The sequence below is a fragment of the Pseudomonas sp. SJZ079 genome (assembly GCF_007993865.1).
Lineage (GTDB): Bacteria > Pseudomonadota > Gammaproteobacteria > Pseudomonadales > Pseudomonadaceae > Aquipseudomonas.
In genome coordinates this window covers 65,117-81,286 of record NZ_VIUH01000014.1, presented here as the reverse complement: position 1 = coordinate 81,286, position 16,170 = coordinate 65,117, and the positions used below count along the sequence as shown (strand labels likewise).

13 protein-coding genes are annotated in these 16,170 nt (G+C 61.2%); 7 read left to right on the top strand and 6 right to left on the bottom strand.

Translation table 11 applies throughout. From position 1 onward, the window contains the following. Positions 1-79 precede the first annotated feature (79 nt). Both FBY03_RS14040 and FBY03_RS14035 read right to left on the bottom strand, forming a co-directional pair. The gene (locus FBY03_RS14040; protein ID WP_147172989.1) at positions 80-1,330 is read right to left on the bottom strand and encodes an aspartate aminotransferase family protein; all 1,251 of its coding nucleotides are present in this window, start codon (positions 1,328-1,330) and stop codon (positions 80-82) included. 257 nt (positions 1,331-1,587) lie between these two features. Further along, positions 1,588-2,493: a LysR family transcriptional regulator gene (locus FBY03_RS14035; RefSeq protein WP_147172988.1), complete on the bottom strand. Its 906-nt coding sequence runs from the start codon at positions 2,491-2,493 to the stop codon at positions 1,588-1,590. 210 nt (positions 2,494-2,703) lie between these two features. On the opposite strand from FBY03_RS14035, the gene FBY03_RS14030 reads away from it, so the two are divergent. Further along, entirely contained in the window at positions 2,704-4,194 is a 1,491-nt protein-coding gene (locus FBY03_RS14030) for an aldehyde dehydrogenase family protein (protein ID WP_147172987.1), read from the top strand. Between the two features lie 157 nt (positions 4,195-4,351). Here FBY03_RS14030 and dnaQ read toward each other — a convergent pair whose 3' ends face one another. Genes dnaQ through FBY03_RS14015 form a run of 3 tightly spaced genes read right to left on the bottom strand, consistent with a single transcriptional unit; the run spans position 4,352 to position 6,337 of the window. After that, entirely contained in the window at positions 4,352-5,092 is a 741-nt protein-coding gene (dnaQ, locus tag FBY03_RS14025; RefSeq protein ID WP_147172986.1) for a DNA polymerase III subunit epsilon, read from the bottom strand. Further along, the gene (gene rnhA, locus FBY03_RS14020; RefSeq protein ID WP_147172985.1) at positions 5,085-5,537 is read right to left on the bottom strand and encodes a ribonuclease HI; all 453 of its coding nucleotides are present in this window, start codon (positions 5,535-5,537) and stop codon (positions 5,085-5,087) included. The genes dnaQ and rnhA overlap by 8 nt, the downstream gene beginning before the upstream one ends. A 41-nt stretch (positions 5,538-5,578) precedes the next feature. Further along, positions 5,579-6,337 carry a class I SAM-dependent methyltransferase gene (locus FBY03_RS14015; protein ID WP_147172984.1) on the bottom strand — a complete coding sequence of 253 codons (759 nt, stop codon included), beginning with the start codon at positions 6,335-6,337 and terminating at the stop codon, positions 5,579-5,581. A 75-nt stretch (positions 6,338-6,412) separates the two neighbouring features. On the opposite strand from FBY03_RS14015, the gene gloB reads away from it, so the two are divergent. Next, positions 6,413-7,186, top strand: a complete 774-nt coding sequence (gloB, locus tag FBY03_RS14010) for a hydroxyacylglutathione hydrolase (RefSeq protein ID WP_147173030.1) — start codon at positions 6,413-6,415, stop codon at positions 7,184-7,186. A 100-nt stretch (positions 7,187-7,286) separates the two neighbouring features. Further along, a complete protein-coding gene (locus FBY03_RS14005) occupies positions 7,287-8,822 on the top strand; it encodes a lytic transglycosylase domain-containing protein (RefSeq protein ID WP_147172983.1) in 1,536 nt (511 codons plus the stop codon). Here the strand turns inward: FBY03_RS14005 and FBY03_RS14000 are convergent, their stop codons facing one another. After that, positions 8,823-10,274, bottom strand: coding sequence for an HDOD domain-containing protein (locus FBY03_RS14000; RefSeq protein ID WP_371920780.1), 1,452 nt, complete (start codon positions 10,272-10,274; stop codon positions 8,823-8,825). It abuts the gene before it with no gap. Between the two features lie 140 nt (positions 10,275-10,414). Here FBY03_RS14000 and FBY03_RS13995 point away from each other — a divergent pair, with 140 nt between their 5' ends. The 4 genes from FBY03_RS13995 to FBY03_RS13980 are packed head-to-tail and all read left to right on the top strand — an operon-like array spanning position 10,415 to position 16,169. After that, complete coding sequence (locus FBY03_RS13995; protein WP_178090663.1) at positions 10,415-12,244, top strand: extracellular solute-binding protein; 1,830 nt, start codon at positions 10,415-10,417, stop codon at positions 12,242-12,244. Continuing rightward, entirely contained in the window at positions 12,241-14,073 is a 1,833-nt protein-coding gene (locus FBY03_RS13990) for an extracellular solute-binding protein (RefSeq protein ID WP_147172981.1), read from the top strand. The genes FBY03_RS13995 and FBY03_RS13990 overlap by 4 nt, the downstream gene beginning before the upstream one ends. A gap of 1 nt (position 14,074) precedes the next feature. After that, entirely contained in the window at positions 14,075-15,148 is a 1,074-nt protein-coding gene (locus FBY03_RS13985; RefSeq protein ID WP_147172980.1) for a microcin C ABC transporter permease YejB, read from the top strand. Position 15,149: 1 nt separating this feature from the next. Beyond that, complete coding sequence (locus FBY03_RS13980) at positions 15,150-16,169, top strand: ABC transporter permease (RefSeq protein ID WP_147172979.1); 1,020 nt, start codon at positions 15,150-15,152, stop codon at positions 16,167-16,169. The last annotated feature ends 1 nt before the right edge of the window (position 16,170 follow it).

The window sequence follows — 16,170 nt, the reverse complement described above, 5'->3', positions numbered from 1 at the left end:
CCTAGAGACGCCAGCAGCACCCGTTCATCCCACACTTGAGCTGGCTGCGACAGGCGGATCGCTTCAGGCGAGCATGACCTCAGTCCAACTCGGCCAGGCAGCGCTCGAAGATGTCGAAGCCCTCCTCCAGCAGTTCGCGTTCGCAGGTCAGCGGCGCCAGCAGGCGGATGATGTGCCGGTGCTTGCCGCTGGGCATCAGCAACAGGCCCTGCTGGCGGGCGTTGCCTAGCAGGTTGGCGAGACGCTCGCTGCCCGGCCCACCCTCGGCGCTACGCAGTTCGATGCCGCGCATGGCGCCGACTCCGCTCAGGCGACCGATGGCACCCGCCCAGGACGCGCTCTGCCACGCCTGGTAACGCGCGCGAATGGCGCTCTCCTGCAACTCGCCCCAGGTCGCCAGGTTGGCGTCGCTCATCTCCTCCAGGCTGACCAGCGCGGCGGCGCAGGCGAGCGGGTTGCCCGAGTAGGTGCCGCCCAGCCCACCCTTGGGCAGCGCGTCCAGCAGCTCGCGACGACCGACCACCGCGGCCAACGGCAGGCCGCCGGCCATGCTCTTGCCCAGCAGCAGCAGGTCCGGCTCGATGCCCAGGCGACTGAAGGCGAAGCGCTGACCGGTACGGCCGAAGCCGGACTGGATCTCGTCGATGATCAGCAGGATGCCGTGTTGGTCGCAGAAGCGCCGCAGGTCCTGGGCAAAGCCGGCGTCCAGGGCCTGGAAACCGCCCTCGCCCTGCACCGCCTCGACGATAAAGCAGGCCACCTCGGCCTTGTCGATCTCCACGCTGAACAGCCGCTCCATGGCCGCCAACGCCTGCTCGCGGGTTACCTCGTTATCGGCGCTGGGATACGGCAGGTGATAGACCGGCCCCGGCAGGTTGCCGACCTTCTGCTTGTAGGGTGCGACTTTGCCGTTGAGGTTGAGGGTGGCCAGGGTACGGCCGTGGAAACCGCCATCGAAGGCGATCACCGCGGTACGTCCGGTCGCCGCACGGACGATTTTCAGGGCGTTCTCCGCCGCCTCCGCACCGCTGTTGGTGAGCATGCCGGACAGCGCATAGCTGACCGGAATAAACCGGCTCAGCGCCTCCATCAGCTGGGCATAGCCGGCGTGGGGCACGGCATTGAACGCCGAGTGGGTCAGTTTGCCGGCCTGCTCGCGCACCGCCTCGACGATCCTCGGGTGGCAATGGCCAAGGTTGAGTACGCCGATACCGCCGACGAAGTCGATATAGCGTTTGCCTGCGGTGTCCCAGACCTCGGCATTGCGCCCGTGACTCAGGGTAATCGGGTGGACGATGCCCAGGGCGTTGCTGATCGGCGCCTGGCTCATGCGCAGGCCCTCTGTGCGGGTAGCTGACGGAGCTTAGAGGAACGTCGGGATGCAATCTCGCGTGCGGGCATGGCGGAGCTCTCTGGGCCTGATTGACTGAGGCACTATGAAAGCGAGAGATGAAGCTGGGTGACAAACGAAAAAAAACGCGCCTTTTATTCCTTTTTTTCCGTCTTACTTGATTCGCCGACGCGGCCCATCTGAATAGACTGACGCGCACCGATCCTGACTCAATCGCCCGGACCGGTGTCATCCGCTCAGGCCGAGCCCCGTTCCAGCCTGACCTGGCCCTCGATCCACTTCACGAAATTACGAATCTTCGGCACCTCGGCGGCATGCTCGGCGTAGGCCAAAAAATGCGCACCGGCGCTGGGCATCGGGTGGTCCCAGGGAATCACCAACTTGCCTTCGGCCAGTTCGTCCTCCACCAGAAAGCGTGGCACCAGCGCCACCCCACAGCCGGACTGGGCGGCGCGGATGCACATATAGAAGGTTTCGAAGCGCGGACCGTGGTAGCTGCGTTCGGTCTGCAGCCCCAGCCCCTCGAACCACTCATGCCAGGCCGCAGGCCGTGAGGCGCACTGCAACAAGACCCTGTCGCTCAGTTGCAGGGCACTCTCCAGCGGCGTTGGCGGCAGAATGTCCGGGGCGCAGACCGGCACCATCTGCTCGCCGAACAGCTCGATGCACTCGGCCCCCGGCCAGGTGCCCTGGCCGAAGAAGAACACCACGTCGGCCCGCGCCTGGACCAGGTCGAAGGGCTCCAGTTCGTTGCGTATATCCAGATGGATATTTGGGTTAGCCGCGCCGAAGCCCTTGAGGTGCGGAATCAACCAGCGCGCGCCGAAGGTGGGCTGGGTGGCGACCTTGAGCACCTCGGTTTCGCCGCCGTAGGAGAGGATGTAGTGAGTGGACATCTCCACCTGCTTGAGGATCTTGTTCACCTCGGTCAGGTACAGCGAGCCGGCCGGGGTCAACTGCAGGCGCCGACGAATGCGGCGGAACAGCAGGTGCTGGAGCATTTCCTCCAGTTGCGCGACCTGTTTGCTCACCGCGCTCTGGGTCAGAAACAGCTCTTCGGCGGCACGGGTAAAGCTCAGATGACGGGCCACCGCCTCGAAGCATTGCAGGGCGGTCATCGAGGGCATCAGGCGTTTTGACATGAACAATCTCACAGAGGCTAAGAAGCGCTTAACTAGCTAATAGCCGGGTCACAGGTTGTAGAAATCGACCTCGACCACAGGCTCACTGGCCACGATTTGATGAATCGAAGGAATGACATGGCGAATAATGCTCGCTTGCTGCACGCCAGCCAGAGGATTAATACTGATCCGGATGATTATTTCAACCACCAGCAGAAACAGGAGAGGACCATGGTTGACGGACTTCTGAGTCGCCTCGGGGTTAACGCCCAGGCCGTAGAGAGTGGTAACTACCCGGTTCACACCCCCATCGACGGCAGTCAAATTGCTTCGGTCACCCTGGAAGATCGAGCGGCAGTGCAGGCGAAAATCCAACGCGCCGAGCAGGCCTTTCACGCCTGGCGCACGGTTCCGGCCCCGCGTCGCGGTGAGCTGATCCGCCTGTTCGGCGAAGTACTGCGCAAGCACAAGGCCGACCTCGGCGAGCTGGTGTCCTGGGAAGCCGGCAAGATTACTCAGGAAGGCCTGGGCGAAGTACAGGAAATGATCGACATCTGCGATTTCGCGGTCGGCCTGTCGCGCCAGCTCTATGGTCTGACCATCGCCTCCGAGCGTCCTGGCCACCATATGCGCGAGACCTGGCAGCCGCTGGGCGTGGTCGGGGTGATCAGTGCCTTCAACTTCCCGGTCGCGGTCTGGGCCTGGAACACCACCCTGGCACTGGTCTGCGGCGATGCAGTGATCTGGAAACCGTCGGAAAAGACACCATTGACCGCCCTCGCCTGCCAGGCCCTGTTCGAACAGGCGCTGCAAGCCTTCGGCGATGCCCCCGAGGGCCTCAGCCAGTTGATCATCGGCGACCGTGACGCCGGTGAAGCCCTGGTCGACGACCCGCGCGTCGCCCTGATCAGTGCCACCGGCAGTACCCGTATGGGCCGCGAAGTCGGTCCGCGAGTAGCCGCGCGCTTCGGCCGCAGCATCCTCGAACTGGGTGGCAACAACGCCATGATCCTCACCCCCAGCGCGGACCTGGACATGGCCGTGCGCGCCATCCTGTTCGGCGCGGTCGGTACCGCCGGACAACGCTGCACCACCCTGCGCCGGCTGATCGCTCACGAGTCGGTGAAGGACGAAATCATCGCCCGCCTCAAGGTGGCCTACGCCAAGGTGCGCATCGGCCATCCGCTGGAAGGCAACCTGGTTGGTCCGCTGATCGATCAGCACGCCTATGAAGCTATGCAGGGCGCCCTGAGCCAAGCACGCAAGGAAGGCGGCCAGGTGTTCGGCGGCGAGCGCCAACTGGCCGAGCAGTTCCCGAATGCCTATTACGTCGCCCCGGCCATCGTCGAGATGCCCGGCCAGAGCGAAGTGGTACGCCACGAAACCTTCGCGCCGATCCTCTACGTGATCAGCTACCAGGACTTCGATCAGGCGCTGCACCTGAACAACGAAGTACCCCAGGGGTTGTCGTCCTGCGTGTTCACCACCGACCTGCGCGAGGCCGAGCAGTTCCAGAGTGCCGCCGGTAGCGATTGCGGCATCGCCAACGTCAACATCGGCACCAACGGAGCGGAAATCGGTGGTGCCTTCGGCGGCGAGAAGGAAACTGGCGGCGGACGCGAGTCCGGCTCCGACGCCTGGAAGGCCTACATGCGTCGGCAGACCAACACAGTCAACTACTCCCGCGAGCTGCCGCTGGCGCAGGGCATCGTATTCGACTGAAGTCGTCGATGCATGAGTGAGCCAAGCCCCTCTGCCTGATTAATCAGACAGAGGGGCACATGGCCACTTCCAGGCATCACTTGAACAAACGCCCAGGCGCCTTGCAGCGTCTGGGCGTTTGTCTGTGCGGAGATGGAGGCGCCTATCGCCGCGCCCCTCAGATCTCGAGCTTGGCCTGCTCCAACTGCAGCCATAACGGCGGTGCACCGGCGGACTTTTCGATCACCGCCAAACGGGCGGCATGTTCGGCCAGCTCCGCGGCACTGGCGTGTATCACCCGGGTCCGCTGACGTTCGGCCGGCAAGCGGCGGATCGCACTGGGTTGCTGGGCATTGCCATCGCCTTCAGAACCATCGCCGGCCAGGGACAGATGGGTCTGACCACCGGTCATGGCCAGGTAGACGTCGGCGAGAATCTCGGCATCGAGCAAGGCGCCGTGCAGATCGCGCCCCGAGTTGTCGACGCCATAGCGCTTGCACAGTGCATCGAGGTTGTTGCGCTGGCCCGGATGACGTCCACGGGCCAGCAGCAAGGTGTCGAGAATCGAGCAGTGTTCGCTGAGGTCGGCGCGGTCCTGCTGACCCAGCAGAACGAATTCGTTGTTGATGAAGCCAACGTCGAACGCCGCGTTGTGAATGATCAGCTGCGCGCCCTTGATGAACTCGAAGAACTCATCGGCCGCCTCCTTGAAACGCGGCTTGTCCTGCAAATACTCGTTGGTGATGCCGTGAACCGCGATGGCCCCCTCGTCAATCTCGCGATCGGGCTGCAGGTAGACGTGATAGTGGCGCCCGGTCAGGCGTCGCCCCATCAGCTCGACACAGCCGATCTCGATGATCCGGTGGCCATCGGTAACCGGCATGCCGGTAGTTTCGGTGTCCAGTACCACGCTACGCATGCTTCATTGCCCTCACTTCATCGACACCGCGGTTGGCCAGTTGGTCGGCGTGCTCGTTGCCGGGATGCCCGGTATGCCCGCGCACCCACTTCCAGGTCACCGTGTGACGATTCACCTGTTCATCCAGCTGCTGCCAGAGATCGGCGTTCTTCACCGGCTGCTTGGCCGCAGTTTTCCAGCCACGCTTTTTCCAGTTGGGCATCCAGTCCTGGATACCCTGCATGACGTACTGCGAGTCGGTCACCAGCAGCACATCGCAGGCCCGCTTCAATTCGGCCAGAGCCCGGATCGCCGCGGTCAACTCCATGCGGTTGTTGGTGGTCTCGGCCTCGCCACCCCACAGTTCTTTTTTCACGCCTTTGAAAATCAGCAACGCGCCCCAGCCACCGACGCCGGGATTGCCCTTGCAGGCGCCATCGGTATAGATCTCGATTTGATCACTCATGCAGAGCCTGTCTCTCAATTAATTCTGCCGCTAGGCTCAATTTACCGCTCGGCGTTTCGTCGGCTGACCTTGGCGACCGGCATGGGCACCAGTTTGCCCGTGGGCTCGCGCCGGGCCTGACGCAGAGGGCGCAGGCCGATCACCAGTTTGCGCGCCACCAACAGGTAGAAGCCGCCACCTGGCGATTGCCAAGCACCGCCCCAGGCCTCCAGAGGGGCCAGACGCGCCTGCCAAGCAGTGGAAGCAAGCGGCGGACGATAGCATCCGAAGCGGCGTTTCTCCAGCGCGAAACCCAGCAGGTCGAGCCAGTCACAGACGCGGTTGGGCGCGATACAACGCGCCTGGCGCAAGGCATCGCGGGCGAACAGATGACGCACGCCCCAGGCACTCATCGGGTTGATGCCGACCACCAACAGATGCCCTCCCGGGCGCACGCTGCGCGCCGCTTCGCGCAGCAAGCCGTGCGGGGACAGGCTGAAATCGAGGCCGTGCTGCAGCAGCACGACATCGGCGGCGGACTCGGTCAGCGGCCAGGCCTGTTCCTCGCAGACAATCTCCACGCCGCTGAAGGGGGCGCCGACGCGCACGCTGCGCTGAATCTGCACGGCATCCGGCGCATCTTGGTTGGAGGGCCCGTAGTGCAGCAGATAGCCGCCGAAAAAACGTGCCAGTTCGCTCTCCAGCAGACGCTGTTCTTCGCCAAGCAACAAGCGCCCCTGCGGACCATTGAACCAACCGCGCGCGGCTGCAATCAAGTTGAGCCAGTCGCCATCGGCTTGGGCGAACGGATGATCATACATAAGAGTTACCTGCATAGCCGTCAGTGCCAATGAGGCCTAAGATGCACCTTTGTGACCCGCTTAGCGACCTGCATGATGATAAAGATCGACGCACTCCCCGCCTTCACCGACAACTATATATGGCTGCTGCAGGACCTCGAACGGCGCCGCTGCGCCGTGGTCGACCCAGGTGATGCGGCGCCCGTGCAGGCCTGGCTGGCGGCGCATCCCGATTGGCAATTGAGCGATATCCTCATCACTCACCACCACCACGATCATGTCGGTGGCGTAGAGCAGCTCAAGACTGCGACAGGCGCGCGAGTCCTGGGGCCGGCAAAGGAAAATATTCCCGCGCGTGATTTGGCGCTCGGCGAAGGCGATCGGGTCGAAGTCCTCGGTCATGCCTTTCGCGTCATCGAAGTCCCAGGGCATACCCTGGGGCATATTGCCTATTACCAGGCCGAACAGCACTGGCTGTTCTGTGGCGACACCTTGTTCGCGGCGGGCTGCGGGCGCCTATTCGAAGGCACTGCCGAGCAGATGCACGATTCGCTGAGCCGCCTGGCGGCCCTGCCAGGACAAACGCTGATCTACTGCACCCACGAATACACCTTGAGCAACCTGCGTTTTGCCCAAGCCGTCGAACCGCACAACCCACAGGTCGCCCAACGCCTGGCCGAGGTCAGCGCCTGGCGCGAGGCAGGACAAATCAGTCTGCCCTCCAACCTGGCCCTGGAACACGCAACCAACCCCTTCCTGCGCAGCGCCGAAACATCTATTAAAGAAAAAATAGACCAACGGGACGGCGCCAAGAATCGCTCGCCAAGCGGGGTATTTGCCGGCCTGCGGGCCTGGAAGGATAACTTCTGAAAGGTCGACAAGCGCCCAAAAGGACTGGTTAAAACTTGACCAACCTGGCCTCGGTTCCTAGAATCCCCCGACCTTTACGCCGGGAAGAACTCACCGACCAATGCCTTTATTAATACGCAAGATATTGAATTCAAAGGCATTGTCGCTCAGCAGCCGAACTCTTTCAGTGCTGTTTTGTGCGGCCCTGGTCGGTTGTCAAAGCACGGGAAACGACCGCTCTCAAGCCCCCCATCCGGTTGTGAAGCAGCAGCAAGAGCCCGAATGGCTGACCACTCGTGTCACACCCGAAACCCCCGATGACATCTGGGACGTGGTCCGCAACGGTTACCAACTGCAAGATGAAATCGGTATTCACCCGCGTATCGAGCAGCAGCGGTTGTGGTTCGTCAGCAACCCCTCGTTTGTCGAAAAGGTCGGCGAGCGCAGTAGCCCCTATATCCATTACATCGTCGAGCGCCTGCAAGAGCGTGGCATGCCGATGGAGTTGGCGCTGCTGCCCATGATCGAAAGTGCCTACAACCCTTTCGCCTACTCGTCAGCCAATGCCGTTGGTTTGTGGCAGTTCATTCCCTCTACCGGCCGCTACTTCAACCTGCGTCAGACCAGCTGGTATGACGGCCGCCGCGACGTCATGGCGTCGACCAATGCAGCCATGAACTACCTGTCGCGCCTGCATGAGATGTTCAACGGCGACTGGCTACTCGCTCTCGCCGCCTACAATGCCGGCGAAGGCCGGGTCAGCCGCGCCATCGAACGTAACCAAAAACTCGGCCTACCGACCGACTACTGGAACCTGTCGCTGCCGCAAGAGACGCAAAACTACGTGCCCAAGCTGCTGGCACTGTCGCAGGTGGTACTGACACCGCAAGCTTACGGCGTCAGCCTCAACCCCATCGCCAACGAACCCTATTTCGAGCAGATCGCCGTCAAGCGAGGCGTGGACCTGTCGCGGGTCGCCGCCCTCGCCGATCTCGATGAAGACGTGCTGTATCAGCTCAACCCAGCGTTCAAGAAACGCATTACCCTGGACGGTCCACAGCATCTGCTGGTGCCGACCGACAAAGCTGAAACACTGGTCGCCACCCTCACCGCAATGAAGCCTCAGGAGTTGCTGAACTGGCAGCAATACACCGTGCGCTCCGGCGATAGCCTGCATTTGATCGCTAACCGCTATCAGTTGACGGTCAATGCGCTCAAAGACCTCAACAAACTCTCGAGCAATCGCTTGCGCATCGGCCAAGTGCTGAGCATCCCCTCGCAAACCAATCAAGCGGCTGCACAGAACGTCGCCACTGGTGAATCCACGCCCCGCAGCTACCGGGTGAAAAACGGTGACAGCCTGTGGCAGATCGCCAAGGCCCATAAGGTCTCGGTCAAGGATGTGCGGCGCTGGAATAAGCTCTCGGGCAATCACCTGCGCGCGGGACAGACCCTGGCGCTACGCGGTGGCAGCACGCCGATCGCCGCTAACGGTGAACGCAGAAGCACCAGCTATTACAAAGTGCGCAAAGGCGATTCGCTATCGCTCATCGCCAAACGGCACAAGGTGCAGTTGAAAAACCTGCAACGCTGGAACCCGCAAACCAGCAGTGCCCTCAAGCCTGGACAGACCCTCACGCTCTATCTGCCGCGCTGATTAGCCACGGGTGGTCAGCGCTTGCAAGCAGCGCCCAGTGAGCTGAGTGAAGCGCTGAAAGGCGACGAACTGCTCGTGCTTCAGCGCACGACCGGATACCCGACTGTCGGCATACAGCACCCCGATCTCACGGGTTCCTGCCAACAGTGGGGCGACGAAGAACATGCCCTGCCCGAGGCGCTGGCGGATCGGCTGGGTTACCAGTTCATTCAAGCTATAACTGGCCGGCACGCCCATCCATAACGCCTCTTTGTTGCGCAGCACATAACTGAAGATATGCGGCTGCTCACGCTGCTGAACCGGCAGCACGAAGTCGTTCAGCCAGCCTTCGGTGCCTTCGCCAGCTACCCGTTTGGCGCGAAAACAGCTTTGCCCATCGGCCAGCACCACCAACATAACCCGCTCCAGGCCCGCGCCCTGGTGCAAGCCGTTAAGCAGCGTATCGAGAATCAGCCCGACATCCGCTCGCTGCGACGCCATCGAGCCGAGTTCTTGTAGGGCCTGTTGCAAAATCAGCAGGTTCGGTTGCAACAGCTTCGCCTTGCGCTGTTCCTGCTGCGCGCGGATCTGCTCAGGGTCGGTATTGGGGATCAACCGACACAACTTGCTGGCGCCGAAGGTGGCGGCCACTTTGACCGCCTCATCGGCACTGGCCAGCACCTGCTGCATGGCCTCTTCGGCAGACACGCCGATAAAGCCTGCCACTTGCTCGACCACGCGCTCCATGGCGGGAGAATCCCAGCCCTGCAAGGCTGCCTCGCCAATCTGCATACCCAGACTGACAGCCAGTACCGCCGGATCATTATGGCTGACACCGCTATGCGCCAGACTAACGATGGTTCCTAGGTTCCAGTCCTTCACCAAGCCCTGGGTCAACTGCCGAAAACTGGTGCCAAGCACAGCGCGCACGGCCTCATCGGCATCCGCACCCGGCTGTTCCAGGGCACTGGCCAACTCGTCGGTCTGCTCACCGCCACAGCCCCAAAAGGCCAGCTCACCCATGTGGTAGAGCAAGGCCGCGATAAACACTTCCTCCTCATGCCTGGAGAGAACATAGCCCGCCAGGTTGCGCGCCTGGACGGCGGCATGAAATGAGCGCGCCAACAGCTCTTGCAACTGTTCACGCGGAGCGCGGGTCAGTAAGCCATCGATCAGACTGACCGACAGGCCAATCAGGCGCACATTGTCGAAACCGATCAATACGATGGCCCGCGAAATAGTGCGGATGGTTTCCTGCGACGGGTTGTAATAGACACTGTTGGCCACACGCAGGACCTTGGAGGTCAATGACGCATCGCGCAACAAGACATCGGCCAACTGCTTGACCGAGGATTTTTCTTCCTGGGCCAACCGGTGTAAATCCTGCACCACAGCGGCCAGCGCGGGTAGTTCGGCTTCGTTTATGCGATCAATCCATGACTGCAATCCATGGCTACGTGTCCCCAAGTTCATGGCCTCGCTATCATTTATTCCAAGAGTGGCAAAACACCGCCTTGCCGCGCAATGAGGTCTGGTCTTTTTCCAGCGGATACAAGCTGTTACTGTACCGGACTAGAAGCCTAAAAGCCGCCACGGATCGGATCTTTCACTTGATACGTCCCCTCCTCTCGCTGTTCCTCAGCTTGGCCATCAGCTTTCCCGCATGGGCGATCGTTCGCGAAAGCCACGGTTATGCTCAATTCGGCTCGCTCAAGTATCCCGCCAGCTTTACCCACTTCGACTGGGTCAACCCCGCCGCGCCTAAGGGCGGGACTCTGCGGATGATGGGCGCGGGCAGTTTCGATACGCTCAACCCCTATACCTTCAAGGGCACCAGCCCGATCTCTACGGCCAACTTTCTGCAATACGGCGTCACCGGCCTGAACGAGACACTGATGGCTGGTACCGGCATCTACGACCCCTCAGGCGATGAGCCCGCGTCGAGTTACGGGCTGATCGCCCAGTCGGTCGAGTACAGCGACGACCGCAGCTGGGTGGTGTTCAACCTGCGCCCAGAGGCGCGCTTCCACGACGGCAAGCCCATCACCGCCTATGACGTGGCGTTTTCCTACCGCCTGTTGCTTAAGCAGGGCCACCCGCAGTACCGCACCAACCTGCAGGAAGTGAAGCGCGTCGATATCCTCAACCGCCACCGCATCCGCTTCGTGTTCAAGCGCTCGGGTAACCCGCTGTTGATTCTGCGCCTCGGTGAATTACCGGTACTGCCGCAACATTACTGGAAAGACCGCGACTTCAAGGCCACCACCTACGAGCCGCCGCTGGGCAGCGGGCCTTACCGCATCACCCAGGTCAGCCCGGGTCGCAGCCTGACCTTCGAGCGCGTAAAAGACTGGTGGGGCGAGCAGCTCCCGGTCAATCGCGGCAAGTACAACTTCGATCGTGTCGAGGTGGAGTTCTACCGCGACAGCCACGTCGCGTTCGAGGCGTTCAAGGCCGGCGAGTTCGACTTCTACATAGAGCAACAGGCCAAGAACTGGGCAAATGGCTACAACTTCCCGGCGGTCGCGCGTGGCGAGGTAATCCGTGCGGAAATACCGCACCAGATCCCCACGCAAACCCAGGCATTGTTCATCAATACCCGTCGCCCGGCTTTCGCCCAGCGCAAGGTGCGTGAAGCGTTGGGGCTGATGTTCGATTTCGAGTGGAGCAACCGCGCGTTATTCAACAACTCCTACACCCGGGCCAGTAGCTACTACCCCAACAGCGAGTTCTCCGCCACCGGCAAGCCTGAAGGCGCGGAGTGGTTGCTGCTTTCGCCTTACCGCAAACAACTACCGGCGCGCCTGTTCACCGAGCCCTTCGCAATGCCGCAAACCGATGGCCACGGCATCCCGCGGGAAACCTTGCGCCGCGCCCTCGGTCTATTGGCCGACGCCGGCTGGAAGCCTTCGGGGCAACGCCTGCTGAATCAGCAAGGCGAACCGTTGCACCTGGAAATCCTGCTGGTCAATCCAAACCTGGAGCGGATTCTCCAACCCTATACCGAGAACCTTGCACGCATCGGCATTGAAGCCAATCTGCGCACCGTCGACCGGGCTCAGTACAAACAGCGGCTAGATCAATTCGACTTCGACATGATTTTGCTGACCTTGCCGCAAACCCTCAGCCCTGGCCTGGAGCAGTCACTGTACTTCCACTCCAGCCAAGCCAACCTCAAGGGTGGCAAGAACTATGCCGGAGTCAGCCACCCGGTGGTCGATGCCTTGCTCGACAAGCTGCTCTCGGCCAAGACCCGTGATGAGCAGATTGCCGCGACTCGAGCACTCGACCGCGTGCTGCTCTGGCAGCACTACACCATTCCCAATTGGTACATCAGTTATCACCGCCTGGCGTACCGCAACCGCTTCGCCTTCGTCACCACGCCGCCTTACACCCTGGGCCTGCGCACGTGGTGGCTGCAATCCTCGGAGAATGCTCGATGACCCATTCGCTGCGCAGTTTCCTGCACGTCAGCAGCCTGCTACTGCTCGGCCTGGCCAGCCTGACCCAGGCTGCGCCCAAGCACGCGCTGACCCTGTATGGTGAGCCTGCCAAGTACCCCGCCGATTACCAGCACTTCGACTACGTCAATCCGCAGGCACCGAAAGGCGGTAACTTCCGCCAGACAGGCTTCGGTGGTTTCGACAGCCTCAACCCGTTTATTAATAAAGGTGTGTCTGCCGACGATATCGGCTTGATTTACGACACCCTCACCCGTCATGGTCTGGACGAGCCCTTCACCGAATACGGCCTGCTGGCCGAAAAAATCGAAAAAGCCCCGGACAATGCCTGGGTGCGCTTCTACCTGCGTCCCGAAGCGCGCTTTCATGACGGCCAACCAGTGACCGCAGAAGACGTCAAGTTCACCTTCGAGACCCTGATGACCCAGGGCTCGCCCACCTATCGCGGCTACTACGCCGATGTCGACAAGGTCGAAGTCGAGAGTCCGTTGAAAGTGCGTTTCATCTTCAAGCATGCGGGCAACCGTGAGCTGCCGCTGATACTTGGCCAACTGCCGGTACTGCCCAAACACTGGTGGGCCGAGCGCGACTTCAGCAAAAGCAACCTGGAAATCCCACTGGGCAGCGGCCCGTATAAAGTCGCAGAGGTCAAAGCCGGTCGCTCCATTCGTTACCAGCGGGTCGCTGACTGGTGGGGTAAGGATCTGCCGGTCAATCGTGGCTTCTACAACTTCGACAGCATGCGCATCGACTACTACCGCGACAATACCGTGGCGCTGGAGGCCTTGAAGGCCGGACAATTCGATTACTGGCTGGAGACCAGTGCGAAAAACTGGGCCACCGCCTACGACACGCCGGCGGTCACCAGTGGCCAACTAATCAAAGAAGAGATCGAGAACCATAACCCTACCGGCATGCAGGGCTTCATCTTCAATATTCGTCGCCCAGTGTTTCAGGACCCCAGGGTGCGTGAGGCGCTCGGCTTGCTGTTCGATTTCGAATGGGCCAATAAACAACTGTTCAACGGTGCTTACACCCGCACCCACAGCTATTTCGATAACTCTGAACTGGCCTCCAGTGGCCTGCCCGGCCCGGACGAACTGAAAATCCTCGAGCCATTGCGCGACCAGATCGCCCCACAGGTTTTTACCGAAGAGTTCCGGGTGCCCGTCACCGATGGCAGCGGCATCATTCGCAAACAGCAACGTCGGGCCTACCAGTTGCTGCAGGAAGCCGGCTGGCGCATCGACGGCGATCAGATGCTCGATGCCGAGGGCAAGCCAGTCAGCTTCGAGTTCCTCCTGGCGCAAACCGAGTTCGAGCGTGTGCTGCTGCCATTCAAACGCAACATGGCGGATCTCGGCATGGAACTGGTGATCCGCCGGGTCGACGTGTCGCAATACATCAACCGCCTGCGTTCGCGGGATTTCGACCTGATTGTCGGCGGTTTCGGCCAATCCAACTCGCCGGGTAACGAACAGCGCGAGTACTGGCACTCCAGCAGCGCGGACAATCCCGGCAGCCGTAACTTTATCGGCTTGAAGGACCCGGCCATCGATCAACTGGTCGATGGTCTGATCAACGCCGACTCGCGCCAGAGCCTGATTGCCCACACCCGTGCCTTGGACCGTGTGCTGCTCTGGGGCCATTACGTCATTCCTAACTGGCATATCAAGACCTGGCGCGTGGCCTATTGGAATCGCCTGCAGCACCCAAAAATCACGCCGCAATACGACATCGGTCTGAATACCTGGTGGGTTAACCCGCTGCCGACGGCGGAAGCCGCTGAGCCAGCGAGCACGGAGCAATAAGATGCTGGCGTATATTGTCCGTCGCCTGTTGCTGATTATTCCTACCCTATTCGGCATCCTGCTGATCAACTTCCTCATCATCCAGGCCGCTCCCGGTGGCCCTGTGGAGCAGATGATCGCCAAACTGGAGGGGTTTGAGGGGGCCACCAGCCGGATCGCCGGCGGGGGCGCCGAGGTGGCCGTGGCCGGTTCCAACTACCGCGGCGCGCAAGGCCTCGATCCCGACCTGATCGCCGAAATTGAGCGCTTGTATGGCTTCGACAAGCCGGCCCCCGAGCGTTTCTGGATCATGCTGAAGAACTATGCCCAACTCGACTTCGGCGAAAGCTTCTTTCGCGATGCCAAAGTCATCGACCTGATCATCGAGAAGATGCCGGTGTCGATCTCTCTCGGGCTGTGGAGCACCCTGATCATGTACCTGGTCTCGATCCCCATGGGCATCGCCAAGGCCACCCGGCATGGCAGTGCCTTCGACGTCTGGACCAGCTCGGCGATCATCGTCGGCTACGCGATTCCAGCCTTCCTCTTCGCCATCCTGTTGATCGTGGTATTCGCTGGCGGCAGCTACCTGGACTGGTTTCCGCTGCGCGGCCTGACCTCGAACAACTTCGATGAACTCAGCTTTGCCGGCAAGCTGCTCGATTACTTCTGGCACCTGGCCCTGCCGATCACTGCGCTGGTCATCGGGAACTTCGCCACCTTGACCCTGCTGACCAAAAACAGTTTCCTCGACGAAATCAACAAACAGTATGTGGTCACCGCGCGCGCCAAGGGCCTGACCAACAACCGCGTGCTGTATGGCCATGTGTTCCGCAACGCCATGCTGATCATCATCGCCGGGTTCCCGGCAGCCTTTATCGGCCTGTTCTTCACCGGCTCCTTGCTGATCGAGGTGATCTTCTCCCTCGATGGCCTCGGCCTAATGAGCTTCGAGGCGGCCATCAACCGCGATTACCCGGTGGTCTTCGGCACCCTGTTCATCTTCACCTTATTGGGTCTGGTCGTGAAATTGATCGGCGACATCACCTATACCCTGGTCGATCCGCGCATCGACTTTGAAAGTCGGGAGAACTGAAATGGCCCTCTCCCCGCTCAACCAACGGCGCTTCGAGCGCTTCAAGGCCCACAAACGCGGCTGGTGGTCGCTGTGGATCTTTCTCTCGCTGTTTTTCGTCACCCTCGGTGCCGAGCTGATCGCCAACGACAAACCGCTCGCCGTACGTTATGACGGCGAGTGGTTTTTCCCGGTGTTCAAGCGCTACCCGGAAACCGTGTTCGGCGGCGAGTTCCCGCTGCAAGCGAACTACAAAAGCCCGTACATTCAGGAGCTGATCGAAGCGAAAGACGGCTGGATGCTTTGGCCGCCCATCCCTTTCAGCTATTCCAGCATCAATTACGACCTGGAAGTCCCCGCCCCAGCGCCGCCCTCCAGCGCTAACTGGCTGGGCACCGACGACCAGGGCCGCGATGTATTGGCGCGGGTAATTTACGGCTTCCGCATCTCGGTGTTGTTCGCCTTGATCCTGACCGTGCTCAGTTCGATCGTCGGCGTGTTCGCCGGCGCCTTGCAGGGCTTTTACGGCGGCTGGGTCGACCTGGTCGGACAACGCTTCCTGGAAGTCTGGTCGGGTCTGCCGGTGCTATACCTGTTGATCATCCTCGCCAGTTTCGTGCAACCGAACTTCTGGTGGCTGCTGGGCATCATGCTGCTGTTCTCCTGGATGAGCCTGGTCGATGTGGTGCGCGCCGAATTTCTCCGCGGCCGCAATCTGGAATATGTGCGTGCCGCTCGCGCCCTGGGCATGCAGAACGGCGCCATCATGTTCAACCACATCTTGCCCAACGCCATGGTGTCGACCATGACCTTCATGCCATTCATCCTCACGGGCGCCATCGGCACCCTGACCGCACTGGACTTTCTCGGCTTCGGCCTGCCACCTGGCGCACCCTCGCTGGGCGAACTGGTCGCCCAGGGTAAGTCCAACCTGCAAGCACCATGGTTGGGCATCAGTGCCTTTGCCGTACTGGCGATCATGTTGAGCCTGCTGGTGTTTATCGGCGAAGCGGCGCGTGATGCCTTCGACCCGAGGAAATAAG

Excerpts from the sequence above, each read along its gene's own strand:
- FBY03_RS13990 (WP_147172981.1), top strand. The coding sequence starts at position 12,241 with ATGACCCATTCGCTGCGCAGTTTCCTGCACGTCAGCAGCCTGCTACTG.
- FBY03_RS14005 (WP_147172983.1), top strand. The coding sequence starts at position 7,287 with ATGCCTTTATTAATACGCAAGATATTGAATTCAAAGGCATTGTCGCTC.
- FBY03_RS14040 (WP_147172989.1), bottom strand. The coding sequence starts at position 1,330 with ATGAGCCAGGCGCCGATCAGCAACGCCCTGGGCATCGTCCACCCGATT.
- FBY03_RS14000 (WP_371920780.1), bottom strand. The coding sequence starts at position 10,274 with ATGAACTTGGGGACACGTAGCCATGGATTGCAGTCATGGATTGATCGC.
- FBY03_RS13985 (WP_147172980.1), top strand. The coding sequence starts at position 14,075 with ATGCTGGCGTATATTGTCCGTCGCCTGTTGCTGATTATTCCTACCCTA.
- FBY03_RS14015 (WP_147172984.1), bottom strand. The coding sequence starts at position 6,337 with ATGTATGATCATCCGTTCGCCCAAGCCGATGGCGACTGGCTCAACTTG.
- rnhA (WP_147172985.1), bottom strand. The coding sequence starts at position 5,537 with ATGAGTGATCAAATCGAGATCTATACCGATGGCGCCTGCAAGGGCAAT.
- dnaQ (WP_147172986.1), bottom strand. The coding sequence starts at position 5,092 with ATGCGTAGCGTGGTACTGGACACCGAAACTACCGGCATGCCGGTTACC.
- FBY03_RS14035 (WP_147172988.1), bottom strand. The coding sequence starts at position 2,493 with ATGTCAAAACGCCTGATGCCCTCGATGACCGCCCTGCAATGCTTCGAG.
- gloB (WP_147173030.1), top strand. The coding sequence starts at position 6,413 with ATGATAAAGATCGACGCACTCCCCGCCTTCACCGACAACTATATATGG.
- FBY03_RS14030 (WP_147172987.1), top strand. The coding sequence starts at position 2,704 with ATGGTTGACGGACTTCTGAGTCGCCTCGGGGTTAACGCCCAGGCCGTA.
- FBY03_RS13980 (WP_147172979.1), top strand. The coding sequence starts at position 15,150 with ATGGCCCTCTCCCCGCTCAACCAACGGCGCTTCGAGCGCTTCAAGGCC.